The 25,346-nt window shown below is 72.6% G+C and carries 25 protein-coding genes; 6 read left to right on the forward strand and 19 right to left on the reverse strand.

Annotation, left to right across the window (positions count from 1 at the left end; translation table 11 throughout):
• Window positions 1-19: 19 nt before the first annotated feature.
• From V6U86_RS17790 to V6U86_RS17810, 5 genes are all read right to left on the reverse strand, one after another.
• The gene (locus V6U86_RS17790) at window positions 20-1,348 is read right to left on the reverse strand and encodes an aminotransferase-like domain-containing protein (RefSeq protein WP_334504706.1); all 1,329 of its coding nucleotides are present in this window, start codon (window positions 1,346-1,348) and stop codon (window positions 20-22) included.
• A gap of 3 nt (window positions 1,349-1,351) precedes the next feature.
• Window positions 1,352-2,455 carry an alpha-hydroxy acid oxidase gene (locus tag V6U86_RS17795; protein WP_334504709.1) on the reverse strand — a complete coding sequence of 368 codons (1,104 nt, stop codon included), beginning with the start codon at window positions 2,453-2,455 and terminating at the stop codon, window positions 1,352-1,354.
• Window positions 2,448-3,443, reverse strand: coding sequence for an alpha/beta hydrolase (locus tag V6U86_RS17800; protein WP_334504711.1), 996 nt, complete (start codon window positions 3,441-3,443; stop codon window positions 2,448-2,450). Before V6U86_RS17800 ends, V6U86_RS17795 begins: the two co-directional genes overlap by 8 nt.
• Window positions 3,444-3,450: 7 nt before the next feature.
• Window positions 3,451-4,662, reverse strand: a complete 1,212-nt coding sequence (locus V6U86_RS17805; RefSeq protein ID WP_334504714.1) for a cytochrome P450 — start codon at window positions 4,660-4,662, stop codon at window positions 3,451-3,453.
• Between the two features lie 68 nt (window positions 4,663-4,730).
• Entirely contained in the window at window positions 4,731-6,023 is a 1,293-nt protein-coding gene (locus V6U86_RS17810) for an SGNH/GDSL hydrolase family protein (protein ID WP_334504819.1), read from the reverse strand.
• Window positions 6,024-6,335: 312 nt separating this feature from the next.
• Between V6U86_RS17810 and V6U86_RS17815 the strand changes: the two genes are divergently transcribed.
• The 5 genes from V6U86_RS17815 (at window position 6,336) to V6U86_RS17835 (ending at window position 11,264) form a co-directional block, all read left to right on the forward strand.
• Window positions 6,336-7,895 (forward strand): AMP-binding protein, encoded by a 1,560-nt coding sequence (locus V6U86_RS17815; protein ID WP_334504716.1) that lies wholly within the window; start codon window positions 6,336-6,338, stop codon window positions 7,893-7,895.
• Window positions 7,892-9,115, forward strand: coding sequence for an MFS transporter (locus V6U86_RS17820; RefSeq protein ID WP_334504719.1), 1,224 nt, complete (start codon window positions 7,892-7,894; stop codon window positions 9,113-9,115). The genes V6U86_RS17815 and V6U86_RS17820 overlap by 4 nt, the downstream gene beginning before the upstream one ends.
• Before the next feature lie 41 nt (window positions 9,116-9,156).
• Window positions 9,157-10,080, forward strand: coding sequence for an aminoglycoside phosphotransferase family protein (locus V6U86_RS17825; protein ID WP_334504721.1), 924 nt, complete (start codon window positions 9,157-9,159; stop codon window positions 10,078-10,080).
• Window positions 10,081-10,097: 17 nt separating this feature from the next.
• Window positions 10,098-10,496, forward strand: a complete 399-nt coding sequence (locus tag V6U86_RS17830) for an MmcQ/YjbR family DNA-binding protein (RefSeq protein WP_334504723.1) — start codon at window positions 10,098-10,100, stop codon at window positions 10,494-10,496.
• A 90-nt stretch (window positions 10,497-10,586) separates the two neighbouring features.
• Window positions 10,587-11,264 (forward strand): SGNH/GDSL hydrolase family protein, encoded by a 678-nt coding sequence (locus tag V6U86_RS17835; protein WP_334504726.1) that lies wholly within the window; start codon window positions 10,587-10,589, stop codon window positions 11,262-11,264.
• Between the two features lie 128 nt (window positions 11,265-11,392).
• Here V6U86_RS17835 and V6U86_RS17840 read toward each other — a convergent pair whose 3' ends face one another.
• The 12 genes from V6U86_RS17840 to V6U86_RS17895 all read right to left on the reverse strand — a co-directional run bounded on the left by V6U86_RS17840 (window position 11,393) and on the right by V6U86_RS17895 (window position 22,748).
• Window positions 11,393-12,751, reverse strand: a complete 1,359-nt coding sequence (locus V6U86_RS17840) for a hypothetical protein (RefSeq protein ID WP_334504729.1) — start codon at window positions 12,749-12,751, stop codon at window positions 11,393-11,395.
• The gene (locus V6U86_RS17845) at window positions 12,748-13,716 is read right to left on the reverse strand and encodes an alpha-ketoacid dehydrogenase subunit beta (RefSeq protein WP_334504731.1); all 969 of its coding nucleotides are present in this window, start codon (window positions 13,714-13,716) and stop codon (window positions 12,748-12,750) included. The genes V6U86_RS17840 and V6U86_RS17845 overlap by 4 nt, the downstream gene beginning before the upstream one ends.
• Before the next feature lie 55 nt (window positions 13,717-13,771).
• Window positions 13,772-14,743, reverse strand: coding sequence for a thiamine pyrophosphate-dependent dehydrogenase E1 component subunit alpha (locus V6U86_RS17850; protein WP_334504733.1), 972 nt, complete (start codon window positions 14,741-14,743; stop codon window positions 13,772-13,774).
• Window positions 14,740-15,531, reverse strand: coding sequence for a DUF3050 domain-containing protein (locus V6U86_RS17855; protein ID WP_334504735.1), 792 nt, complete (start codon window positions 15,529-15,531; stop codon window positions 14,740-14,742). The genes V6U86_RS17850 and V6U86_RS17855 overlap by 4 nt, the downstream gene beginning before the upstream one ends.
• Before the next feature lies 1 nt (window position 15,532).
• Window positions 15,533-16,462 carry a phytanoyl-CoA dioxygenase family protein gene (locus V6U86_RS17860; RefSeq protein WP_334504736.1) on the reverse strand — a complete coding sequence of 310 codons (930 nt, stop codon included), beginning with the start codon at window positions 16,460-16,462 and terminating at the stop codon, window positions 15,533-15,535.
• Window positions 16,463-16,515: 53 nt separating this feature from the next.
• Window positions 16,516-17,607: a 4-hydroxyphenylpyruvate dioxygenase gene (hppD, locus tag V6U86_RS17865; protein ID WP_334504738.1), complete on the reverse strand. Its 1,092-nt coding sequence runs from the start codon at window positions 17,605-17,607 to the stop codon at window positions 16,516-16,518.
• Window positions 17,608-17,679: 72 nt separating this feature from the next.
• Window positions 17,680-18,918: a beta-ketoacyl-[acyl-carrier-protein] synthase family protein gene (locus tag V6U86_RS17870; RefSeq protein ID WP_334504740.1), complete on the reverse strand. Its 1,239-nt coding sequence runs from the start codon at window positions 18,916-18,918 to the stop codon at window positions 17,680-17,682.
• A 22-nt stretch (window positions 18,919-18,940) separates the two neighbouring features.
• Window positions 18,941-20,557 (reverse strand): class I adenylate-forming enzyme family protein, encoded by a 1,617-nt coding sequence (locus V6U86_RS17875; protein WP_334504743.1) that lies wholly within the window; start codon window positions 20,555-20,557, stop codon window positions 18,941-18,943.
• Window positions 20,554-20,991 carry a beta-ketoacyl synthase chain length factor gene (locus tag V6U86_RS17880; RefSeq protein WP_334504746.1) on the reverse strand — a complete coding sequence of 146 codons (438 nt, stop codon included), beginning with the start codon at window positions 20,989-20,991 and terminating at the stop codon, window positions 20,554-20,556. The genes V6U86_RS17875 and V6U86_RS17880 overlap by 4 nt, the downstream gene beginning before the upstream one ends.
• Window positions 20,992-21,140: 149 nt before the next feature.
• Window positions 21,141-22,244 carry a beta-ketoacyl-[acyl-carrier-protein] synthase family protein gene (locus V6U86_RS17885; RefSeq protein ID WP_334504748.1) on the reverse strand — a complete coding sequence of 368 codons (1,104 nt, stop codon included), beginning with the start codon at window positions 22,242-22,244 and terminating at the stop codon, window positions 21,141-21,143.
• Complete coding sequence (locus V6U86_RS17890; RefSeq protein WP_334504750.1) at window positions 22,237-22,482, reverse strand: acyl carrier protein; 246 nt, start codon at window positions 22,480-22,482, stop codon at window positions 22,237-22,239. The genes V6U86_RS17885 and V6U86_RS17890 overlap by 8 nt, the downstream gene beginning before the upstream one ends.
• The gene (locus V6U86_RS17895; protein WP_334504752.1) at window positions 22,482-22,748 is read right to left on the reverse strand and encodes an acyl carrier protein; all 267 of its coding nucleotides are present in this window, start codon (window positions 22,746-22,748) and stop codon (window positions 22,482-22,484) included. The genes V6U86_RS17890 and V6U86_RS17895 overlap by 1 nt, the downstream gene beginning before the upstream one ends.
• A 15-nt stretch (window positions 22,749-22,763) precedes the next feature.
• Between V6U86_RS17895 and V6U86_RS17900 the strand changes: the two genes are divergently transcribed.
• Window positions 22,764-23,450 (forward strand): 4'-phosphopantetheinyl transferase family protein, encoded by a 687-nt coding sequence (locus V6U86_RS17900; RefSeq protein ID WP_334504754.1) that lies wholly within the window; start codon window positions 22,764-22,766, stop codon window positions 23,448-23,450.
• On the opposite strand, the gene V6U86_RS17905 is transcribed toward V6U86_RS17900, so the two are convergent.
• Together V6U86_RS17905 and V6U86_RS17910 are read right to left on the reverse strand one after the other, a co-directional pair.
• Window positions 23,378-24,727 (reverse strand): class I adenylate-forming enzyme family protein, encoded by a 1,350-nt coding sequence (locus V6U86_RS17905; protein WP_442934956.1) that lies wholly within the window; start codon window positions 24,725-24,727, stop codon window positions 23,378-23,380. The genes V6U86_RS17900 and V6U86_RS17905 overlap by 73 nt on opposite strands.
• Window positions 24,728-24,979: 252 nt before the next feature.
• Window positions 24,980-25,264 (reverse strand): M55 family metallopeptidase, encoded by a 285-nt coding sequence (locus V6U86_RS17910; protein ID WP_334504758.1) that lies wholly within the window; start codon window positions 25,262-25,264, stop codon window positions 24,980-24,982.
• Window positions 25,265-25,346: the final 82 nt, after the last annotated feature.

A 25,346-nucleotide genomic window follows, 5' to 3' on the forward strand; every position in this document is an offset into this window, starting at 1 on the left:
ATCCGATGAACGCGGTGCGTCAACCCGCCCGGCGGGTCAGCTCGTCGGTGATCAGCGCCGCGAGGCGATCCAACCCGACGTCGATCTGCTCCGGCGTGACCGCGCTGACCGACAACCGCAACGCGCACACCGGCGCCGTGTCGTCGTAGAAGTGCGCCATCGGCGTCCACAGCACGCCATAGTCACGTGCCGAGCGGTCCAGCAACGCGTCGTCGACCGGGAACGGCACGGTCACCACCACGAAGAACCCACCGGCCGGCACCGTCCAACGCACCGACGCCGCGCCGTCCGCCCCGGGCGGGAACCGCCGGGCCAGGCCGGCCACCAGGTGGCGCAGATTCCGGGTGTACGCGGACCGCTCCCGGGTGTTCGCGGCCACCAGACTGCAACCGTGCTCCAACAGCCGGCCGCCGATCACCGCCTGCGCAATCGGCGACGTGTTGACCGTGACCATGCTCTTGATCATGGCGAGTTGGTCGGCGAACGGGCCGACCCGCCCGCCCGGCCCGGCCACCCGCTGGTCGGCGACGACGTACCCGACCCGTGCGCCGGGGAGCACGGTCTTGGCGAACGAGCCGAGATAGACGACGCGCCGACCGGTGTCCAACGCCTTCAGGGTGGGCGAGCGCGGCCCGTCGTCGCTGTGGAACAGGCCGTACGGGTTGTCCTCCAGCAGCAGCAGATCCTCCTGCGCCGCCAGGTCCAGCAACCGTTGCCGGTGTCCGGCGTCGATGCTGACCCCGGAGGGGTTGGCGAAGTCCGGCATCAGGTAACAGGCGCGCGGCCGCAGCCCCGCCGCCCGTGCCCGGCGTACCTGGGCGGCCAGGTCGGCCAGGTCGACCCCGGACGACCCGCCGGCGACCGGCCAGACCGGCAGGTCCACCAGCCGGGCCGCCCCGGTCAGCCCGACGTAGGTCGGGGCGACCGCGAGCAGCACGTCCGTCGGCCCGGCCCGCAACGCTCGCAGCACCAGGAACATGGCCTCCTGGCAGCCGACGGTCACCACGACGTCCTCCGGGTCGACGCTGATCCCCTCGTCGACGGCGAGGTTGCGGGCGATCAGGTGGTGCACGATGCCCTTGGTCCGGCCGTACTGCAGCAGCAGTCGTCGGGCCTGCTCGGGTCGGTGCCCCAGGTCGTCGACGAGGTGCCGGTGGAAGGCGTCCAGGTGCCGGTGCACGGCCGCGAGGTCGAAGAACTCCTCGTACGGCCGGCCGGCCGCGAGCGACACCGCCGCCGGGTAGCGTTCGGACACCTCGTTGAGGAAGTTCATCGAGGTCAGCGCCGGGTCACCGAGCGCGGGGTGCAGGTCGGCGACGGTCAGGTCGACCGGTTCCGCGGCGCTCACCCGTCAACCCACCCCGAGGGTACGCAGTTCGCCGGCCGCCACCGGGTCGGCACAGCCGGCCAGGGTGAGCGCGTCGGTCAACTCGGTGCCGAGCAGCGCCAACGCGTCCCGGGCGGCCGGTTCGCCACCGACGGCCAGCGCCCAGAGCAGCGGCCGACCGATCAGCACCCCGGACGCACCCAACGCCAGCGCACGCAGCACGTCGGTGCCGCTGCGGATGCCGCTGTCCAGCAGTACCTGGCACCCGTCCCCGACCGCGTCGACGACCTCCGGCAGCATGGTGACGCTCGCCGGTGAGCCGTCCAGTTGCCGCCCGCCGTGGTTGGAGACGACCACCGCGTCCGCACCGACCCGTACCGCCTCGACAGCGTCGCGCGGGTCCAGCAGGCCCTTGACCACCAGCGGCAGGTCGACCTGCTCGCGCAGCCACGCCAGGTCCGCCCAGCGCAGCGCCGGCGCGAACGACGCCGCGGTGTGCACGGCGATCGCGGACACCCCGGGGGCACCGGAGTGCGCCAGCGCGTCGCGGCCGTCGGGGAGGTTCGCGGCAACCACCTCGGGCGGCAGCCGGAACGCGTTGCGCAGGTCCCGGGGACGTCGGCCGAGCACCGGGACGTCCACGGTGACAACCAACGCCCGGCACCGGGCCGCCGCCACCCGGTCCAGCAGGTCGCGGACGAGAGCCCGGTCGCGCAGCCAGTACAGCTGGAACCAGACGTCCGCGCCCACCCCGGTCACCTGTTCGATGGGTGTGCTGCCCAGCGTGCTCGCCAGGTACGGGATCCCGGCCGCGCCGGCCGCCGCCGCGAGACCCAACTCCCCGTCCGGGTGCACCAGCCGCTGGTAGGCCATCGGCGCCACTCCGACCGGCATGGCGTACCGACGGCCGAGCAGGTCGGCGCCGAGGTCGACCGTGTCCACGCCACGCAGCACCCGGGGCAGCACCGCGACCCGGTCCAGCGCGTGTCGGTTGGCGGCGAGGGTCACCTCGGACGCGCTGCCCCCGGCCAGGTAGTCCCACACGTCCGGCGGCAGCACGGCCCGGGCCCGCTCGGCGTAGTCGGCGAGCGACACGGTCGGCGGGTCGGCCAGCACCCGTTCACCCATCGGCTGTCCCCGGGCCCGTCGCGGCCACCGGCTCGGCCGGCTCATCCACGTCGTCCGGCACGGTCGGCAGCCCGAAGCGCTCCCGGAGGAACGCCGCCGCGCCGCGCTGCGCCCTTCGCCCGTCGGCGAAGGTTCCGGGCATGGCGAAGAACCCGTGGATCATGCCCGGGTAGTGCGCCAGCCGGGTGGACACACCAGCGTCGCGCAGCCGCTCGGCGTACCGCTGCCCCTCGGCGCGGAGGGGGTCCAGTTCGGCGGTGATCACCAGCGCCGGCGGCAACCCGGACAGGTCGTCGGCGAGCAGTGGCGACGCCAGCGGATCCCGGGCGTGCGCCGGGTCGGAGAAGTAGTGCCGCCGGTACCAGGCGACCGAATGGCCGTTGAACAGTGTCGGGTCGTCGTCACCGACCGGTTCGGCGCTGGAGTCGGTGTTCGGATAGACGAGCAGTTGCGCGGCGAGTGGTGGCCCGTCCGTACGGCTGAGCAGGGTGACCGCGGCGGCCAGGTTCCCGCCGGCGCTGTCCCCGCCCACCGCCAGCCGGGTCGGGTCCACGCCCAGCCGGTCGGCGTGCCCGGCGCTCCACGAGGTGGCGGCGTGGCAGTCGTGCACCGCCGCCGGAAAGGGGTGCTCCGGGGCGCGGCGGTAGCCGACGGTGATCACCTGACAGGGCACGGCGTTGGCCAGGCGCCGGCAGATGCCGTCGGCGGTGTCGATGCTGCCGAGCGTCCAGCCGCCGCCGAAGAAGTACAGCAGGGTGGGCAGCGGACCCGACCCGCTCGGCCGGTACACCCGCAGCGGCAGCTCACCGGCGGGGCCGGGGATGCGCTCGTCGCGTACCTCGGTCACCGGCTCGACCGCGCCGCTGCCGGCGCGGATCGCGGCCAGGTCCGCGGCGCGCGCCTCGGCGAGGGTCTGGGTGTACAGCGGCGGGGTGCCGGCCGCGGCCCGGGCCGCCCGGTACGCCGCCACCTCCGGGTGCAGGGCCATGTCGCTCCTATCCACCGGTGCTGACCAGCAGCTTGTCGATGCCGCGCAGGAACAGGCTGCCGCTGTACGTCGGCGTCTCGGTGACTGTCAGCGTGGGGAACCGGGCGAACAGACGGGGCAGCGCGAGCCGTCCCTCCAACCGCGACACCGCCGCGCCGAGGCAGAAGTGCAGGCCCACCCCGAAGGCCAGCGACGGTGGGCCGGGACGGGTCGCATCGAAGGTGTCCGGGGCCGGGAAGCGGGCCGGGTCCCGGTTCGCCGCCCCGATCATGATCAGCACGTTGTCGTCCTTGGCGACCGGCACGCCGTCCAGCACGGTGTCGGCCGGCGCGGCGCGGGCCAGGAAGTGCACCGGGCTCGCCAACCGCAGCACCTCGTCGACGCAACCCTGTGCCAGCGTGGCGTCGGTGGGCAGCGCCGCTACCGTCTCCGGGTGCGCCAGCAACAACGGCAGCCCGTTGCTGAACATGTAGACGGTGGTGACGAAGCTGGCGTTGAACAGCACGATCAGGTTGCTGATCAGCTCCTCCTCGGTCAGCTCCACCTCCCCCGAGTCGAGCGCCTCGACCAACCCGCTGAGCAGGTCGTCTCCGGGAACCCGACGACGGTGCCCGATCAGCTCGCGGTAGAAGACCCGCAGATCCTCTGCGGCGGTGTTGGCCGCGGCCAGCCGCTGCGGGGTCTTCCCCGCCACGTCCAGGAATTCGTCGATCCATTCCACCCGCTCGCGGTACCACGGCAGCTCGGCGACCGGGATCCCGATGAACTCGGCCATCACCAGGGCCGGGATCGGGTACGCGAAGTCGGCCACGAAGTCGACAACGCCCTCCCCGGCGTCCGCCATCCGGTCCAGCAGCTCGTCGACGACCCGCAGGATCACCGGTTCCAGCGCGCCGAGGCGGCGCGGCGTGAAGGTGCGGGAGAAGACGTGCCGCATCCGGGTGTGATCGGGCGGGTTGATGAACATCATCGAGGTCTGGAAGGTCCGCAGGATCTCCTGCTCCTCCCAGCCCGGCGGCGGCTGTTTCGTCCACTCCGGATCGCGCAGCAACCCGTCGATCAGGTCGTAGCCGACCGCGACCGCGGCCACCGTACGGTGCTCGGCGCGCGCCGGCACCGCGCTGATCGGCCCGAGCCGATGCAGCTCCGCATACCACGGGTACGGATCCTGTCGGCCCTGTTCGCTGTACAGACCGGTGAGTAACTCCCCTACCTCCATGACGAAACTCCTCCCCAGGATGTCGGTGGCCGGGGGCGGCGAGGATCACCCGCCGCCCCCGACCGATGTCACAGATCGAGCAGCCGCAGCGGCACGGCGTTGGCCAGTGCCTGGTTGCCGGCGTCGTTCGGGTGGATGTGGTCCCCCGAGTCGTACGCGGCCAGCAACTGGCTGGGTCGGGCCGGGTCACGCAGCACCCGGTCGAAGTCGAGCAGCCCGTCGAACTCCCGGCTGCCGCGCAGGTACGCGTTCACCGCCTGGCGGGTGGCCTCCTTCTGCGGCGTCCACACGCCCGGTGCGCCGTGCCCCTCGTACGGCGTCAGCGTGGCCACCAGGCTGGTCAGCCCGCGCTGCTGGAGTTGCTGGTTGATCTGCCGCAGAGTGGCGATGATCGCCTCGGGTGTGTCGTTCGACATCCAGATGTCGTTGATGCCCAGGTGGGTGACGACGGTACGCACCCCGGTCTGGCCGAAGACGTCCTCGTTGAGCCGGGCCGCCGCGTTCGGGCCGAGCTGGTAGTAGCCGGGGTAGTCGCCGTCGCCCGGCTCGGTGCCCTCGTGGTTGAGCCGGTTGCCGGCCAGGCTCAGGTTGAGCACGCCCGGGGTGTGCTTGTCCGGCCGGTCGGCGAGCAGCCGGTCGGAGAGCAGGTCGGGCCAGCGCCGGTTGGCGTTGACGGTGCTGCCGTTGCCGTCCCCCATGGAGTCGCTGAGCACGACCAGCGCGCCGGGGCTTGCCTTGCGCTGCACGTCGATGCCGGAGAGGAAGAACCAGCAGCAGGTGGGACGGGTGGTGAACCCGGTGCCCTCGGCCGCCCCGGTCAGATCGCCGGCGCCGATGAAGTTGGCCTGTTGGGACTGCCCGTGAAACGTGGTCGGGCCGGTCGGCGTCGGGAAGTGCAGGGTGACCACCAGGTCACTGTCGTCAGCGACCCGGAAGGTCAACGGGTCGCTGAGCAACTCCGCGCCCCGGTTCATGGTCGCCGTGGTGGCACCGGTGAAGGTCAACGGGCGCACCGACGCCGGGTCGATGTCGGAGAGGTCGTCGGGGGTCGCCGTGTTCGGCCGGGCGACGGTGGCGCGGCCGACCTTGACCGCCTGCTCGCCGTAGAGGTTGCTCAGCCGGACCCGTAGCGCCGGGCCGCCCACCGAGACGTGCACGATCATCCGGACGCTCTGGTCGTTGAGGCCGGTGTTGGTCAACCCGACCGAGTTGCCCCGGGTGACCGCGGTGGCCCAACTGCCCGCCCAGTCGGCGCGATCGGGCCGCCCGGCGGCGGGGCCGGCCGGGCCGGCGCTGGACGGGCCGGCGCTGGCGACGACGGCGGGTGCGCCGGCGACCAACAGCGCGGCCGCGGCGGCGATGACAGGCCATCTCTTCGGGGTTGCCGTTGCCATGGAACCTCCATCGTGTGGAGCCCAGGGCCGTCCGTCGACGGCGCCCGCCTGGACGATGGTCCAGAAACCTAGCCGCCCCCACAGACGGGCGTCAATCAACCTGATCGACGTGATCAAATGTCCGGCGGGCCGCTCGGACCGCCCGTCGGCACGGTTCCGACCGGCGGTTTCCGACCTAGGCTTCCAGGCGGCGGCGGTGCGGTCGCCCGAGCGCGCCACCGTCGCGTCGTCACCGGGAGCTGCCCGGGGACCGCCGCTTTCTCGGATGGGGGCTGCCGGATGACTGACGGACCCGGGCACACCACGATGTACGTGCACAGGGTGTTGGATCTGTTCGCCGAATTCGGCGACCGGGAGGCGCTGGTCGGGGCCGATCGGCGACTCACCTACACCGAGGCCGCCGCGCGGGTCCGGGCGATGGCCGCGACGTTGACCAGGCATGGCGTACGGCCCGGGTCGGCGGTGCTGGTGACCGTCGCGAACGCGGTGGAGGGGCCGCTGCTGCAGCTCGCCCTGCACCTGCTGGGCTGCCGGACGATGTGGGTCGCCCCGGTGACCGCGCGCCGGGAGGTCGACGAGTTCATCCGGTTGGCCCGCCCCGACGCCCTGGTCTACGACGCCCGGGACCGGGCCAGCCTGGGCCCGGAGCTGGCCGCCGCGCTGCCCGGCACACCGGTGTGCTGTCTGGGCGCGGGCGGAGCCGGCCCCGACCTGACCGCCGACGCCGACGTATCGGACCTACCGGCGACCGTGCCGGCACCCGAGTCGTTCCTGCAGACCAGCGGCACCACCGGAGCCCCCAAGCTGGTGCACCACCGGGAGAGCTTCTACGCCCAGATCCTCACCCTGGCCGCCGACTTCCGCGCCGCCGGGTTCCCGCTGCTGCGGCACCTGTCGCACTCGCCGATGTGGCTGGCCAGCGGGCAGATCACCACGCTGTTCAACCTGTTCACCGGCGGGGTGCTGTTCCTGCGTGACGACTGGGACCCGGTGGCCTTCGTGGACACCGTGCAGCGCGAGCGGATCAACTCGACCTTCGTCACCCCACCGATGCTCTACGAGGTGCTGGACCACCCGGCGCTGATCGGCGCGGACTTCTCCGCCATGTTCATGTTCAACGTGGGCGCCGGGCCCGCCGCGCCCGCCCGGCTGCGCCAGGCCATCGCGCGCTTCGGCCCGGTGCTGCGCATCGTGTACGGCCTCAGCGAGGCGGTCGTGATCACCGCGCTGCCCGGCCTGACCGACGATCCGGAGCACCCGGAGCGGCTGCGCTCGTGCGGGCGGCCCTACGGCGACGTGCGCATCGAGATCCGCGACGACGACGGCGCGGTGCTGCCGACGGGCCGCGACGGCGAGGTGTGGGTGCAGACCCGACTGAGCTTCGCCGGTTACCACGGTCAGCCGGAGCTGACCGCGCAGACGCTCGTCGACGGGTGGGTGCGCACCCGCGACATCGGCCATCTCGACGACGACGGCTACCTCTACCTGGTCGATCGGGCGCACGACATGATCGTCACGCATCGGCGGAACTGGGCCATCTTCTGCCGTCCCATCGAGGATGTGCTGGTCGGGCACCCCCAGGTACGGGCCGCCGCCGTGATCGGCGTGCCGGACGAGACGGTCGGTGAGGTGCCGTACGCGTACGTGGTGCTCGGGCCGGGCGCGACGGTCACCGGGGCGGAGCTGATCGACCTGGCGACCACCGAACTCAACGAGATGTGGGCGCCGGCCGCTGTGGAGTTCGTCGACCGGCTGCCGGTGAACCGGTCGATGAAGGTGGACAAGCGGGCGCTGCGCGCGCGGCACGCGGCCCGTCGGGCGGCGGCGGTCGGGGCGTGACCCCCCGCCGGCAACTGGTCGTCCTGGTCAGCGCCGACCTGATCTCCAACCTGGGCACCCGCATCTCGGTGGTGACCATCCCGTGGCTGGTGCTGGTCACCACCGGCAGCCCCACCAAGATGGGCCTGGTCGCGTTCGCCGAGACCCTGCCGTACCTGCTGTCCAGCGCGTTGGGCACCCCCTGGGCGGACCGGATCGGCCTGCGCCGGACCTCGATCCTCTGCGACGCGGGCAGCGCGGTGGCGATGGTCGTCGTCGCGTTGACCCCGTGGTTGGGCTTCGCCCCGCTGGTGGCGCTCGTCGCGGTGGCCGGCGCGCTACGGGGCATCGGGGACAGGGTGAAGCACGTGATGTTCCGGCCGGTGGCGGAGGCCGCCGGGGTGCCGCTGATCCGGCTGACCTCCGCGTACGACGGGCTCAGCCGGGTGGTGACCCTGTTCGGCGCCGCCGTGGGCGGCCTGCTGATCGCCGCGTTCGGGGTGACCGAGGCGATCCTCATCGACGCGGCCAGCTTCGGTGTCTGCGCGTTGCTCATCGGCGTCCTGGTCCGCCCGCCGGCCGCCCCGGCGCAACCCGCCCAGCAAGAGAGTTACCTGCGTGCCCTGCGGGGCGGCTTCAGCTACCTGTTCAGGGACCGGCCGCTGCTGGGCATGCTCGCCGTCATCTCGGCGCTGAACATGGTGGCCAACGCCAGCGTGGCCGTCTACATCCCGGTCTGGATCGCCCGGGAGTTGCACGGGCCGAGCGGCCTCGGCCTGGTGCTGGCGGCGTTCTCGGCGGGCGCGCTGCTGGGCAACCTGGTGTTCACCGCGCTCGGGCCCCGGCTGCCCCGTCGGTTGACGTTCCTGGTCGGCGCGCTGGTCGCCGGGACGCCCCGACTGGTGGCCCTGGCGATCAGCGACGATCTGCCGGTGGTGCTCGTGGTGACGTTCCTGTCCGGAATCGGTATCGCGGCGGTCAACCCCCTGCTCGGGGTGGCGCTCTACGAACGGGTGCCGCCGGAGTTGCAGACCCGGGTGCTCGGCATCGCCGGTTCGTTGGCGTTCGTCGGGTTGCCGGTCGGCGCGCTGCTCGGCGGCTGGTCGGTGGACGCGCTGGGGCTCACCCCGGCCCTGCTGACCATGGCGGCGGCGTGCCTGGTGATCACCGCGTACCCGCTGTTGAACCGGGCGGTGGGCCCGGAGACACCGGCGCGGCCCACCCCCGCCGCAACCCCGTAAACCGGTTGTGGCCCGGCCCGGGCTGCCGCAGGCTCGCACAGATGAGCGCGCAGCCGCCGCCCGGCGTCCCGGTGACCGACGCCGCCTTGGCCGACCGGATCGACGTGGCAATGGTCCGCCGACTGGTGGCCGAGCAGTTCCCCCGGTGGGCGCAGCTTCCGGTACGCCCCGTCGAGGTCGGCGGTTGGGACAACCGCACCTTCCACCTGGGTGGGGAGATGACCGTGCGGCTGCCCAGCGGCGCCGGGTACGCCCTCCAGGTCGACAAGGAGCAGCGCTGGCTGCCGGTGCTCGGGCCACAGTTGCCGGTGGAGATCCCCGTTCCGCTGGCCCATGGCCGGCCCGGGGCCGGGTACCCGTACCCGTGGTCGGTCTACCGGTGGATCGACGGGCAGACCGCCCGAGCTGAGCGGATCGACGACCTGACCCGGTTCGCCACCGACCTCGGCGGTTTCCTGAGCGCCCTGCGTCGCGTCGACGCCACTGACGGCCCGTTGGCCGGCCCGCACAGCGCCTGGCGGGGCGGCCCGCTGTCCACGTACGACGCGGAGACCCGGGCGGCGATCGAGGCGCACCGCGACCGGTTGCCCGTCGACGTCGTCGCCGGCATCTGGCAGGCCGCCCTCGACGCCGTCTGGCCCGGCCTGCCGGTCTGGTTCCACGGCGACGTCGCGGAGGGCAACCTGCTGGTCCGCGACGGCCGGCTCGCCGCGGTCATCGACTTCGGCTGCTCCGGTGTGGGCGACCCGGCCTGCGACACCGTGATCGCCTGGACCCTGCTGCACGGCCCCAGCCGCGCCGCCTTCCGCGCGGCGCTCGATCTGGACGACGACACCTGGGCGCGCGGACGGGGCTGGGCGCTGTGGAAGGCGCTGATCACCCTGGACGATGAGGACCCGGCCAAGGCCGAGCGGGCCGGGCACGTGCTCGGCGAACTCCTCGCTGAGCACGCCGTGGCGCGCTGAACCCGTACGGTGTGGGAATGGCCAGTTGGGACGACGTCCGTCGGATCGCGCTAGCGCTGCCCGAGGCCACCGAGCGGGCCTCGTACGATGGGCTGCCGGCCTGGCGGGTGCGCGACAAACCATTCGTCTGGGAGCGACCGCTGCGGCGGCCCGATCTCGACGCGCTCGGGGCCGCCGCACCTGACGGCCCGCTGCTCGGCGTACGAGTGGCCGACCTCGGCGTCAAGGAGGCCCTGCTCGCCGACGACCCGTCCATCTACCTGACCACCCCGCACTTCGACGGCTACCCGGCGGTGCTGGTCAGACTTGACCGGATCAGCCCGTCCGAGCTGGTCGAGGTCATCACCGACGCGTGGTACGCGCGGGCCCCGAAGCGGCTGGCCGCCGCCCACCGCGAGTCGGTCAGGCCCGGGTAGAGCTGCTGGTCCTCCCCCGGGTGCGGGCCGGCCCGCACCGGATCGGGGTCAGGCTGGTCGGACCGCCCGACGGTCGGCTAGCGTGCCGACATGCCATCGACGCTCACCGAATCGACGGACCCGTACTGTCTGCGCCCCGGGGAGGCCGCCGAACTGCTGCACGGGCACCCGTGGCAGCGGTTCGTGGCACTCGGCGACAGCGTGGTGGAGGGGATGTGTGAGCCGACACCGGGCTACCCGGACGTGCAGTGGGTCGACCGGGTCGCCGCCGAGCTGAGCGCCGTACGCCCCGGGCTGGCGTACCGGAATCTGGGTCGACGCGGGTTGCGCGCGCACCAGGTGCGGGCCACCCAGCTCGCCGCGGCGCTCGACTTCGCACCGGACCTGGCGCTGGTCGTCTGCGGGGGCAACGACGCCTTCCACCCGGCGTACGACGCGGAGGCGGTGGACGCCGAGCTGACCGCGATGATCACCGCGCTGCGCGACGGGGGCGCCGACGTGATCACGGTGGGCATGTTCGACGTCTCGCACAGCCCTGCGGTGCCCGAGCACCTCCGGGCCGGTCTAGGGAAACGAATGCGCCGCCTCTCCGCCCACACGGCCACCCTGGCCGAGCGCCTGAACACGATCCACGTGCACCTGACCGACCACCCCCTGACGGCCGACCCCACCCTCTACAGCACCGACGGCCGCCACGGCAGCGCCCGCAGCGACGCCATAGCCACAGCCCAAACCCTCCGCACCCTCTCCCCCCACCGCACCCTCTAACCCCCAGCGCGTTGCCCCCAGCGCGTTGATCATGAAGTTATTGCCACGACACGCCGCCCCGAAGGGCAATAACTTCATGATCAACGGGGGCAAGTGGGGGGTGAGCCCGGGTGGGGTGGGTGGGGGGGTCAGGTGGTCAGGAGGATTCCGGTCAGGAGGACGCCGTGGGCCAGGTTGAGGACTCCGTCGCAGCCGGGGTAGCCGACCCGGGCCAGGCCGCCGGAGGCTTGGCGGCCGAAGAGGTACGGGGCCAGGGAGTACGGGACGTCGGCGGTGACCGTCTCACCGGTCTCGATCTGGACGAAGTCCATCGACACCCGGTCGGTCGGCAGGTACTCCTGCAGGATCGCGCCGCCCTGGTCGACGGCGGCCCGCACACCGTCGGCCCAGTCCGCCGCGCTCAGCTCCGGGCCGAGCAGCACCCCGTGCCCAGCCGAACCGTCGGCCGGCTTCGCCACCAACGTGGCCTGCTCGGCGATGGCCCGGTCGAGCGCCGCGGCGGTCAACGGCACCGTGTACGGCACGTGCCGGCGGATCAGCGCCTGGTCGTCGGCGGGGAGCCCGTCCACGTCCGCCCACAGCCAGGCAAAGGTGATCTTGTTGCCGAGCAACCAGGCCGCCGTCGACACGAACATCGGTAGCGTGCCGAAGGCGAGGGCCACGGCCACCGCGTCCAGGCCGGCGGTCGGCGTGACCCGGTTGGGCACGAAGAGCCGGAACAGCGCGTCGACCGGCGCGCCGTCGACGACCAGGCGGTGGTCGGCGTCCACGGCGGCGGTGGCGACCGGCGCGATGACCAGGTCGATGCCGAAGTCCCGGGCCCGTACGGCGAGGGGGTCGAGGATCCGGATGAACGTCTGCGGGTCGTCGAGGCCGGGGTAGTCGGCGTCGAAGTCCATCAGCAGCGCCACCCGGGCGCCCTCGGGCAGCCGCAGCTCCTCGCGGATCGCCACGAACCGCTGGTCCAGCAGGGACGGCGCGGCCCGTAGCGGCAGGTCGTCGAGGATGCCCTGCTCCTGGTAGAGGCGCGCGTACCGCTGAATGACGGTGTCGGCGTCGAACCCGCCGCCGAGGCTGCTGTCGATGTTGTACTCGACGAACTTCGGCACCCCGGCCGAGAAGATCACATCTGGTCGGTACGCGGCCAGCAGCGCCTCGGTCAGCGGCTCGGCCTCGTCCAGCAGCCGGGTCTCCCCCGCCGGCACGCCGAGCAGCCGGCGCAGCTCACCGGCGGTGCCGGCCCGACGACGGCAGGCGTCGAGGATGAGCTGCGCCAGCCTGTCGCAGACCTCGTTGAGCTCCCGCCAGGCGTCGGCGGTGAGCACCGGAGGGCGGGCCAACCGCCACTGCTTGTTGTAGGTGGCCCTTCCGTGGAAGACCTGCTCCCAGGCCGCCGCACCACTGGCCACCATGGCCCGACGGGCCGGCTCCGGCAGGTCGGTCCAGGCCCGGCCGGCCGGCGGCCACGGATAGTTCGGGTCGATCATGATGAGTCCTTCATGGTCAGGTGGATGGCGGTGGTGAGCTGGTCTCGGCCGGGCTGGACGGCCCGGTCCAGCGCCGGGGCGAACGGCAGCACCGCCCCGTCCGGTCGGGTGACCCGGCGCGGCGGGGCGAGCAGCCGGACCCGTTCCACCACCGAGGTGATGATCTCGGCGGCCATTCCGCAGGAACGGTTACCGTCGTCGAACACCACGAGGCGTCCGGTGCGGGCCACCGACTCGCTGAGACCGTCGATGTCGAACGGGTACAGGGTGCGGGGGTCGAACACCTCCACCGAGACCTGGTCGGCCAACTCCTCGGCCACCGCGAGCGCGTCGTGCACCAGATGTCCGATCGCGACCACTGTGACGTCATCGCCGAAGCGGTGGATCCGCCCCCGGCCCAACGGCACCGGCACCAGGTCGTCGATGTCGTCGCGCACGTCCATCGCGCCGGCCGGCGCGAACACCACCACCGGGTCGTCGTGGCGGATCGCGGTGACCAGCAGCCCGTACGCGTCGGCCGGGGTGGCCGGCACGACGGTGACCACGCCGACGTGAGCGAAGAGGCTGTACGGGTGGTCGGAGTGCTGCCCGGCCCACCCGGTACGCGAGCCGGAGCCGGGCACCAGGTAGGTGACGGGGACACTGCACTGCCCGCCGGTCATCAGCGGGAACTTGTGCGCGTGGTTGACGATCTGCTCGAACACCAGGAACAGCAGCGAAGGAATTTGAAACTCGATCACCGGCCGCAGCCCGGCCAACGCCGCCCCGGTGGCGAAGCTGGTGAACGCCTGCTCCGACAGCGGGGTGTCGCGGACCCGTTCGGCCCCGAACCGCTTGGCCAGGCCGGTGGTCACCATCGACGCCCCGACCTGGACATCCTCGCCGAGCAGGAACACCGCGTCGTCGCGCGCCAACTCGTCGGCGAGGGCCCGGGTCAGCGCCCGGCGGTACGACAGTCGGGGCACCTCAGCCACCTCCGGTGCATGCGGTCATTCAGCCACCTCCGGTGCGTGCGGTCATTCAGCCACCTCCGGCGCGGGCGGTCAGGCCGCTGGCGTACAGGTAGGTCAACGCGTCGGCCGGGTCGGGTTCCGGGCTGGCCAGGGCGAACCGCACCGCCGCGTCGAGGGTCGCCTCGACCTCGGCGTCCACGGCGGCGCGGTCGGTGTCGCAGAGCCGTTCACCCTGGATGCGGACCGGGTCCCGGGCCCGACCTCGGGTCACCTCGTCGGGCGCGCGGTAGTCGAGGCGTACCGCGTGTTCGAAGGTGTGGTGGGCGTCGAAACGGTAGGTCCGGGCCTCGATCAGTTCGGGGCCGCCACCGGCGCGCATCCGGCCGACGGCGGCGGACGCGGCGACGCGTACCGCCTCGGGGTCCTGGCCGTCGACTTCGACGGCCGGAATGTCGAACGCGGCGGCCCGGCCGGCGATGCTGCCGGCCACCGCGCCGGCGACCGGCATGGTGGTGGCGTAGCCGTTGTTCTCGCAGACGAACAGCACCGGCACCCGCCAGAGCGCGGCCAGGTTGAACGCCTCCAACAGCATCCCCTCGTTGACCGCGCCGTCGCCGAAGAAGCTCACCCCGACGGTGTCGTGGCCCTGGCGTCGCCGGGCCCAGACCGCGCCGGTGATGATCGCCCCGGAGGCGCCGACGATCGCATTGGCGCCGAGCACGCCGATGCTCAGGTCGGCGGCGTGCATCGAACCGCCCCGCCCGGCGTTGAGGCCGGTGGTCCGCCCGCACAGCTCGGCGAGCATGCGGTTCGGGTCGGCGCCCCGGGCCAGCACGTGCCCGTGCCCGCGGTGGGTGCCGGCGAGCACGTCGTCGGCGCCGAGCGCGGCGCAGACGCCGGCGGCGATCCCCTCCTGACCGAGGTACGGGTGGATGCCGCCGACGATCTGCCCGCCGTGGACCAGCTCCACCGCCCGTTCTTCGAACCGGCGGATCAGCCGGACCGTGCGGTAGAGCCGGACCGGGTCGGCCTCGGTCACGCAGGCCCCTTGATGGCGGCCAGGATGTCGTCCCAGAGCCGGGCCCGGGCCGCGAGGGCGGTGTTGACAGTGTCGGCGCACTCCTGCCACTTGGTGTCGTCGTCGCCGCACAGGTCGGCGAGCATCTGCATCGCCATCGGGGTGTGCTGTTCGCCGTCGACCTCGATGTGCCGCTCCAGGTAGTCGACGAACTTGTGTAGCCGGTTGCTGCGCTCGTTGACCGCGACGACCTGGGTGAACATGTCCGGGATCAGGTCCTCCCGGCCGAACGCGAACGCGGCGGCCTGGCAGTGCACCGGGGTCGAGTCGATGATCTGCCAGGTGGTCGCGGCGAACGCCGCCGACGCCGGCGGTGCCCCCGCCTCGGCGAGCGCGTCGGGCACCGGCCGGCCGGCGCGCAGCAGGTCGATCAGGGCGTTCACGGCGGAGGTGTCCGCGCCGGCCTCGGCCATGCCCTGCACGTACAGCTCGAAATGGCTTATGTAGCCCTCGCCCAGTTCGTCGCTCTCCTCCACCATCACGATGTCGTTGATGAGGCGGCGGCTGCCGGTCGGGCCGGTGGGGATCCACGGCACGGTGACGCAGGTGAGCTGCCGCTGCAACGACTTCAGCAGGGACATGAAGTCCCAGACCGCGAAGACGTGGTGCTCCATGAACGTGACCAGCGCCTCGTGGGTGTCCAGGTTGGCGTAGAGCGGGTGCTTGACCACGACGTCGCGTCGGTCGGTCACCGCCCGCTCCAACCGCTCGATGCCCGGGTGCGTCTTACCCCAGTCGTACCGTGACATGTCAGCCTCCCTGCTGGGCGCGGTGGCGCCAGATGATCGGGCAGTAGTCGGGGTCCGAGTAGTCCGGCCGCCCGTCGTGGGTGCGGCGGACCAGCACGTCGTGGTTGTACGCGGCGAGCGTGCCGTCGGAGAGCGGATACTCCCGCCAGGCGTTGTCGCCGTCCTGAAGGTGCAGCGAGATCGCCTGCCGGGGGCGACCGCTGACGTTGGGGCCGCTGCCGTGATAGGTGCGGCAGTGGTGGAAGCTCACGTGTCCCTTGGGGATCACCATCGGGACCTTGCGGATCTCGGCGCCGTTGTACGCGGCGTTCTCGGCCAGCATCTCCTCCAGCTGGCTGCGGTCCCGGTCGGCGAAGTGCCGCACCACGGTGTCGTCAGCGCCGATCTCCTTCCACCGGTGCGAGCCGTCGACCATGGTGATGGTGCCCATCTCCTCGCCGCAGTCGTGGAAGGGGATGAACGCGGTGAGCATCTTCTCCGACGACGAGGACGCCCAGTAGTGCTTGTCGAAGTGCCAGGGCACGATGTTGCTCGGCTCGCCGTCGATCGGTGGCTTGTAGATCAGCGTGGACTGGAAGACCCGGATCTCGTCGGCCTCGGCCAGCCGGGCGGCGACAGCGCCGATCAGCGGCTTGCGCAGGATCGCGCCGAGCCCGTCGTGCTCGTGGTGGACGTAGTCGTTGTGCCGCTGCACCGGGCCCTTGGACGGGTCCCAGTAGGCGAGCTTCGGTGGGCGCACCGGCAGCCGACGGTCCCGCTCCCCGTCGTAGTAGCGCTGCGCGGCGGCGGCGAGAGCGTCCACCTCGTCGTCGGTGAACACCTTTCCCGACAGGTACCAGCCGTGCTCGGCGTAGTGCCGCACGTCGTCGTCGGACGGCAGCAGCGCCTGCTCCTCGGCGGTCAACACGGGTTCGAACTCGGTAGCGGTCACTGTGCCTCTGGTTCGCGACTGCGGGGCTCGCAAACCCGGCTCACTCCTCGCGCTCATGCCCCCACCCCCTGTGGTGTGGCCGCCACGGCGGCCAACTCCCGTTCCTTGGCCTCGTAGAGCGCCTTGATGTTGCCGCTGCCGAAGCCCCGCGCGCCGCGCCGCTCGATCAGCTCCAGGAAGAGCGTGCGACGCACGTGCATCGACTCGGCGAAGATCTGCAACAGCTGACCGTCGTGGTCGGAGTCGACAAGCACACCCAGCTCACGCAGCCGGTCCAGTGGGGCGTCCACCCGCCCGACCCGCGCCTCCAGGGCGTCGTAGTAGCTGGCGGGTGTGCCGGCGAAGCGCACCCCGCGTCGGCCCAGCGCCTCCACGGCGGTGACGATGTCGTCGGTGCGCAGTCCCAGGTGTTGCACTCCCGCGCCGGCGTGCTGGTCGAGGAACGCGTCGATCTGCCCCGGGCGCCGGGTGCGGTCCGGTTCGAGCAGCACCACGGTGACCCGCCCGGACGGGCTCTGCACCACCTTGGAGTTCATCCCCTGCCCGTCGACCTCGATGTGCTCCTCGAAGATCTGCGCGAAGTCGAACAGCGCCTCGAAGTGCCGGACCGTCTCGTCGAGCTGACCGGGCGGCACACAGACCGCCAGATGGTCGATCTCGGCGAGCACCGGCGGGTGGTCGTCCGTGGCGGAGGGCGCCGCGGTGATGGCGCCGGGCAGGAACTCACCCCGGTCGCCCCGGCGTTGCACCAGCCGGTGCCGCACGTCGGCGAAGCCGTCCACCTCGGCGATCACCACCTCGGCGTCCGCGCCGGTGCGGGTGATCGGCGGCGTCACACCGGTCGCGCCCCGACCCACCAGTTCGGCGTACGCGGCCGCGACGTCGTCGACCTCGACCGCGACGACCGCGATGCCGTCACCGTGGCGCTGCACGTACCGCGCGGCCGGATGCTCGGCGCTCAACCCGGAGGTGAGCAGCAACCGGATGTCGCCGTGGCAGAGCAGCAGCGAGCGTTGCGCGGCCAACCCGGTCTCCGGGCCACCCTGGCCGCAGACTTCGAAGCCGACGGCGGTGCTGAAGTAGAAGGCCGCCTGTCGGGCGTCCCCCACGTAGAGTTCGATGTGGTCGATACCACGGATGTCCATATTCCCTGAGCCTTCCCACCCGATTCCCCTGCGTTGCCGTCCGGACGTGCCCCGCCCGGGATGCCGCCTCGATCACCCCCTCGGCTCGGCGACGCGCGCCAGTAGCAGGCTCACGTTCTGTCCGCCGAACCCGAACGAGTTGGTGACCGCGTACTCCGGCTCGACCTTGCGGGGCGCACCACGGATGTGGTCCGCCGGGCAGGCCGGGTCGGGATCGTCGAGGTGGTACGTCGGCGGCAGCAGCCCCCGACCGAGCGCCAACGCGGTGGCCGCCGCCTCCAACACCCCGGAGGCGCCGAGCAGGTGACCGGTGAGCGCCTTGGTGGAGCTGACCGGCACGCCGCCGACACCGAAGACGTCGGCCAGGGCGGTGGCCTCCGCGATGTCGCCGAGCTTCGTGCCGGTGCCGTGCGCGTTGACGTAACCGACAACCGCCGCCGGCACACCGGCGCTGCGCAGCGCCCGGCGGATGCACGCCGCCGCGCCGGCACCGTCGGGGCGAGGCGCGGTCGGGTGGTAGGCGTCCGTCGTCGCGCCATGCCCGGCCACCTCGGCGTACCCGACGACGCCGCGCGCCGCGGCGTGCTCGGCGCGTTCCAGCACCAGCAGCGCGGCGCCCTCGGACAGGACGAACCCGTTGCGGGAGGTGTCGAACGGCCGACTCGCCCGGCCCGGGTCGGTGCCGGCGCGCGCCAACGCCCGCGCGTTGCCGAAGGTGTCGGCGAAGGTCGGGAAGAGCGGCGCCTCGCTGGCCCCGCAGAGCACCACGTCGGCTTCCCCGGTAGCGATGAGCCGGACCCCGTCGGCGACGGCCTGGGCGCCGGAGGCGCAGGCGGTGCCGACCGACGAGCTGTAGCCCCGGATACCGTGCGCGATGGCGATCCGCGCCGCCGGCATGTTCGGCAGGATCCCGGTGAGCAGGTACGGGCTGACCGCCGCCCGACCCCGGGCCGCCCGAGCGAGCACCTGCGACTCCAGGGTGGCCATCCCGCCGACCCCGCCGACGATCACCCCGATCCGGTCGGGGTCGACGTCGCGGCCCACCTCGATGCCGGCATCGGCGAGGGCGTCGGCGGCGGCGAGCAGGGCGAGCACGACGATCCGGTCCAGCACCCGGGTCTCCGGCCCGGACGCGACGGTCCGCGGGTCGATGTCGGGCAGCAGGCCTGCGACGTCCAGCGACTCCTGCGCCGGATGCCCCTGCGGCGGGCGGGTCAGCCCGGACCGGCCGGTGGTCAGCGCCTCGAAGGTCTCCTCGACGCCCCGCCCGACCGGGGTGAACAGACCCATCCCCGTGATCAGGGCGCTCACGCCGCCGCTCCGCTTCGCTCGCTCATGAGGCCACCTCGGTGAGGTAGCGCTCCCGCAGGACCACCTTGCGAACCTTGCCGGTCACCGTGACGGGGATGTCGGCGGCGCGTACCGGCACCACCCGGCGCAGCGTGGCCCCGACGTCCGGGCCGAGGGCGGCGCGGACCCGCTCGGTGCGGTCCTCCGCCTCGTCGGCACCGGCGGCCAACTCCAGCAGCACGTCGGTGACCACCACGCCGGCCTCGGCGACGATCACCACAGTGCAGTCGGTGACGTCTGAGCAGGCGGCGAGGATCCGCTCCTCGGACAGCGCGGTGTAGAAGCGCCGCCCGCCACCGGCGTCGACCGAGTCCACCGCCCGGTCCAGGTGGTAGTAGCGGCCGTCGGCGTCGGCGCGCACCAGGTCACCGGTGAGGTACCAGCCGCGCTGGCGGAAGCGGTAGGTGGTGACCGAGTCGTTCCAGTAGCCCCGGAACAGCGAGGGCGAGTCGATGCCCAGGAAACCCACCTCGCCGACCGGCACCGGCTCGCCGACGGCGTCGAGCACCGCGACCTTGGCGAACTGGTACGGGCGGCCGATGCAGCGGCCGTACCGGTCGGTGTCGGCGCGGTGGGTGATGTGGAACATCGAGTGCCCCATCTCGCTGGAACCCAGCCCGTCGATGAAGACCGAGCCGGGCACCTTCGCCACCCCGTCACGGGTGACGGTGTCGTGCCAACCGACAGCGACGAGGCGGCGGATGTGCGGCTCGTGCGAGGCGTCGCCGGTGTTGAACCACAGCCGCACCGAGTCCAGGTCGTACCCGGACAGGTCGAAGCGGGCCAGCTCCGCCCAGGTGACCGAGAAACCGAACACCCCGTCGGGCCGCCAGCGTTGGATCGCGTCCAGCACCCGCTCGCCGCCCTGCTCGGAGAGCAGGAACATCTGCGCTCGGTTGCCCAGCGCCTGGTTGACCATCAGCACCGTGGCGGTGTGCGGTGCGGGCAGCGCGTTGAGGATCCGGCTGGTGCCCTGCGCCTGCGGCATGCTGAGCAGGTGCCGGGTGGCCGCGAAGAGGCTGGCGTGCGAGTGCAGCACCGCCTTGGGCACCCCGGTCGTCCCGGACGTGTGGGTGATGACGATCGGGTCGTCCGGGTGGTGCCGGTAGTGCGCCGGCGCCGTGGCCGGGTCGCCCGTCCCGGCCTGCGCGGGCGTGCCGAGCAGCGGTACGCCCAGGTCGTGTCCGGCCAGCAGCGCGGTGTGCTCGTCGTCGGCCAGCACACCGACGCCCCGCAGGCGGCGGATGTACTCGGCGGCGATCTCCGGGCGGAGTTTGCCGTTCATCAGCGCGGGGATCGCCCCGAGCCGGGCCAGCGCCAGGAAGCTGAGCACCATGTCGGCGGCGGCGGTGGCCCAGACGGCGACCGGATCGCGGGGGCGTACCCCGTGTTCGTGCAGCCAGGCGGCACGGGCGGCGACCCGCTCGTCGAGCTGCCCCAGCGTCAGTGGCGTCTCGGCGGGGTGCCCGTCGAAGGCGGTGTCGAAGGTCAGGCCGGGCCCGTCCGGGTCGGCGCCGTGCGCCAGCACCCGGGCCAGGACGTTGCCCGCCCCCAGCTCGGTGTCGGCGGCCAGCGCGCCGCGCAGTCCTTGTTTCCTCATGGTCGTGCTCCTCCCCCCAGCAGCACCGCGAGGGCCTCGGTCGGCCCGTCGGGTGCCTGTTCGATCAGGATCAGCAACACCTCGTCGGCGTCACCGTCGTCGCGCAGCAGGTCGGCCTCGGCGACGCCGTCGCTGTACGGGTCGCCGGTCGGGCTGAGACAGACCACCGGTCCCCGCAGACCCCAGCGGGCCGCGACGTGCCCGGCGACGCTGTTCGGCACGGACTGGAAGAAGAACAGCGGGCCGATCCGCCCGCCGGCCTCGACGGTCGCCCGTACGTGTCGGGCGCTGGCGAGATCGCCGCTGGCGCTGACCAGCACGATTCCCGTCCGCACCCCGGCGGGCACTCCCGCCGACCCGTACGCCCGGCCTAGGCACCGGTGCGCCACGGCGACCACCACCGGCGCGAAGTCCGAGTGCACGAACCCCGGCACCCCCGGCGCGCTGCCCCCGAGGTCCCCACGTTCAGGCCACCAAGCCCGAGCCCTGACCCCCGCCGATCTTGCAGTTTCGGTTGTCGTTTCGGGTGTTTGGTCGTAATCGTCGGGGCAGAAAGTGCAAGATCGCGGGGAGTGGGGGGCGGTCATCCGACGCCGACCAGGAGAGCGGTGTTGGCACCGCCGAAGGCGGCGTTGAGGGTGAGGGCGTGGGTGGCGTCCGTTTTCTGCGGACGGGCGGTCACCACGTTCACCGGGCAGTTCACGTCGGGGGCCAGCCAGCCGGCGTTGATCGGCAGCTCGCCGTGGCGCAGCGCGAGGGCGGTGACCACCAGTTCGAGCAGCCCGGACGCCTCCAGCGCGTGCCCGTGCACCGACTTCGTGGAGCTGACCGGGACCTGGGTGGCGTGCCCGCCGAGGGCCCGGCTCAGCGCCGCCGCCTCGGCGGCATCGCTCTGCGCGGTGCCGGTGGCGTTGGCGTTGACGTAGCCGACGACCTGCGGTGGCAGCCCGGCCCGGCGCAGCGCGCCGCCGACCGCGCGGGCCAGCCCGCTGCCGCCAGGCTCCGGCTGGCAGGGATGGAACGCGTCACCGGCCCGGCCCCAACCGGCCACGGTGGCCACCGGATCGACACCGCGTCTTCGGACGGTGCTCGACTCCAGCACCACCGCGGCCACGCCGTCGCCCAGCAGCAGCCCTCGGCGGCCGGTGCTGAACGGGCGGACGGCCCCGTCGACCGCGAGGGCGCGACCGGCGTCGAAGAGCGCGAACTGGTCCGGCTCCACCAGGTAGCCGGCCGCAACCACCACCCGCTCGACATCACCCCGGGTGATCTGGGCGGCGGCGTCGGCCACCGCCGTGCTCGCCGACACGCACGCGCTGGTGTAGACCCGGGTGTGCCCCGACAGGCCACATCGGGCGGCGAGCTGATTGGCGAGTACGGCCGGAGACGGTCCGGTGGCCGGTCCACCGTGTACGGCGAGCAGTAGGGCGCACCCGGTGCGCCGCGCGCCGTCCAGGCCGGCCGCCCGGCAGGCCGCGTCGATCGCGGCGGCCAACTCGTCGGAAAGCGTGCCGACCTCGGGCAGGGTGGCCGCCACGGTGACCCGGCGGGCGGCGGTGTCGAATCGGCGTACCGGGCCGAAGGCCGGCACGCCGGCCAGCACGCCGGCAAGCTGCGCGTCGACGCCCCGACCGAGGGCGCTGACGGCGTACATACCGGTGAGCTGGGCGACGCGCGCCTCAACCATCTGTGGGGGCGGTCAGCGACGTCCGGAACACCGCCAGGGCGTCGTCGACGGTACGGATGCCGGCCAGCTCGTCGTCGGCCAGGTCGAGCCGGCGTTCGTAGCGCTGCTCGACGAGATGCACCAGCCAGGCGAGCTCCATCGAGCCGATCCGGTCGGGCACCTCGGCAGCTGGTTTCGCGGTGAGTTCGGCGAGCATGCTCAGCAGGTCAGCTCGCCCCAGATCGGGCTGACCGCTCATCAGACTTTGTCGCTCGTGGCCTCGGCGACACGCTTGGCGACCATGGTGGTGAACTCGCCGACCGTCATCAGGGCCAGCTGCTCGGACTCGTCGTCGGCGAACGTCACGCCGTAGCGGTCCTCGACCCGGACGGACAGGTCGGCCAGGGCGAGAGACTCCAGGTCGACGCCGGACGGGCCGAGTGTGGTGTCGTCGTCGAGCCCCTCGACGTCGTAGTTCATGTCGGCGAGCTGCTCGACGACGAAGGCGCGGACCTCGGCTCTCATGGATACCCTCTCTGCGTGGCTCAGCTGACGGTGTCCGGTCGGGACACCGCCTACGTGTGGGTCGGCCGGGACACCGGCGGTCAGCCGGATCCGGCCGCTGTGCTGCTGCGGCGGGCGGGCACTCTGCTGCTCGGCAAGGCGGAGGCCGAGTTGGTGCTGACGCACGACCGCGATGGACGGCCGGTCGTCCGGGTCGCCGGGGCGGCCGGAACGGTCGAGCTGGCGGTCAGCGTCAGCCGCACCGCCGGGCTGGTGGTGGTCGCCGCCCGTCGGGCCGGGGCGGTCGGGGTGGACGTGGAACGCGTCCGCCCGCTGCCGGCGCTCGCCCTGGCCCGCCGCTGGTTCCCGCCCGCCGAGCTGGCCTGGTTGGGCGATCGGCCCGAGGCCGACCGGACGGTGGACTTCCTGCGGCTGTGGACCGCCAAGGAGGCGGTCGGTAAGGCGCTCGGGCGGGGGTTGCGCGACGGCGGGCTGGGCCGGTTCATGCCAACGCCGGGGCTGCCGTTGCGGCCGGTACCCGGCGTCGAGCCCCTGTGGGTGGGTCACCCGCAGCTGGGCGGAGGGCTCGTCCTGGCTGTCGCCGCGCACGCGAGGGCGCCTGTCGACGTCGAGGTGGCGCAGTGGCCCGGTCACGGGGTGACCGCCGAGCGCAGCGCGTCGGTCGAGCGGACCAGCTTGCCGGTGGTGGTACGGGGCAACTGATCGAGCAGGTGCAGCGCCCGGGGCCGCTTGTAGCCGGCCAGCCTTTCGGCGAGGAGCTTGTCCAGCGTCTCCTCCGACAGTGGGCCGTCGGGTTGGACGTACGCGGTGATGCCGTCGTCCCAGACCACCACCGCGGCGGCCACCCCGGTCAGCTCGGCGACTGTCGCCTCCACCTCGGTCAGGTCGACCTTCATCCCGCCGACGGAGACCTGCGAGTCGAGTCGACCGCGCACCGTGACCAGGCCGGTGTCCTCATCGACGGTGCCGGCGTCGCGGGTGTGCAGCCAGCCGTCCGACCAGCGGGTCGGATCGCTCAGCCCGACGTACGGCGACGCCGGGCAGGACACCCACAGCTCCCCGCCGGACTCACGGACCTCGATGCCGGGCGCCGGGGCGATCGACGGTCGGTGCGCCCCGTGCAGGTCGGTGCCGATCACACCGACCTCGGTCATCCCGTACATGTTGCCCAGCGGCACCCCGTAGCGGTCGGTGAACGCCCGGGCGACCGCGGCCGGCACCAACTCCCCTCCGGTGGTCATCCGCCGCAGCTGGGGCAGGGGACCGGCCAGCCGGGTGGAGGCGAGCAGTCCGATGTGGAACGGGACGCCCAGCACCGTGGCCGGCGTGGCGCCGGCGCTGATCGCGGCCAGCACGGCGTCGCCGCTGAGCCGCTCCGGCGGCACCAGTTCGACCCCGGCGTGCAGCCCGTAGAGCAGACCGCCGACCAGGCCGAGCACGTGCACCATCGAGGGCAGCAGGATGATCCGTTCGCCGGGCAGCGCCACACCGTCGATGCGGGTGTAACGGTGCACCTCGGCGACCAGGTCGGCAGCGGTGCGGCCGATCACCTTTGATGGGCCGGTGGAGCCGGAGCTGAGCTGGATCACGGCATGGCCGCTGACCGCCGGGCTGTCGCCGTACCGGGTGACGCCCTCGGTGACGTCGACGAAGATCTTCAGCGCGCCACCGCCGGTACGCAGTGGAGCGATCACCACCTGCGGGGTCAACCGGAGCAGCGCCCGGTCCACCTCGTGGTCGGTGAGCCGGTGGTCGAGCAGGATCGCCTGCCCCCCGGCACGCCAGGTGGCCAGCAGGTTCACCACGTACGCGAGGGACGGGGGCAGCCGCAGCGCCGCGGCGCCTCCGGGGCGCAGTCCGGCGGCGGTGAGCCGGTCCTGCGCGGCGCTGACCAGGCGGTGCAGGGTGGCCCGGTCGATGGGCTCGGGCAGTCGAAGACAAACGTCGGTCGGGTGGCCTGCGAAGAGGACTTCGTCCACCCATCCAGGGTCTGTCACCGTAGGATCTTCTGCCGTCACTGCCGTTCACCGCCCAGCATCAAAGAGGGCGAATCCGCCCATCACGTACGCCTGTCGGGGTGTTGCGGGGAACCATACGACGCCTCCATGGTCATTGCTAGATGCAAATGGATGGATCAAAACCAGCGGCCAGCCGGATTGCCGACAGCCCGTTCAGCAGACAGAATCGGCCGGGCGATTCGCCGCAGCGTCACCGAGACGTGACGCCTCGTACTACCGTCGCGCGCCCTCAGCCGGACGGCCGATGGCGACGCGGTCATTGGGTGAGCCCGACGAGCGTGGCGAGTCGCGCCACGCTGGCACCCGCACGTCGAGGATGGCATCGCTCATCGTGTGCGCCAGCACGGCAGGCCCGGCACCGGCGTGATAGCCGACGAACAGCACGGCATCAGTGTGCTCGTCCAACCCCGCGAGCATGCCAGCGGGCGGGGTTTGCCCCCGCGCGGCCCCACCCCACCGCGCCGATCTTGCAGTTTCGGTTGTCGAAACGAGTGGCATATCCCTTATGCCACGACAGTATGTGCAAGATCGCGGAGAGCGAGCCGCGCGGGGGCGCGGGGGGGGGGGGGGGGGGGGGGGA

It is taken from the genome of Micromonospora sp. CPCC 205558 (assembly GCF_036902955.1).
Taxonomy (GTDB): domain Bacteria; phylum Actinomycetota; class Actinomycetes; order Mycobacteriales; family Micromonosporaceae; genus Micromonospora.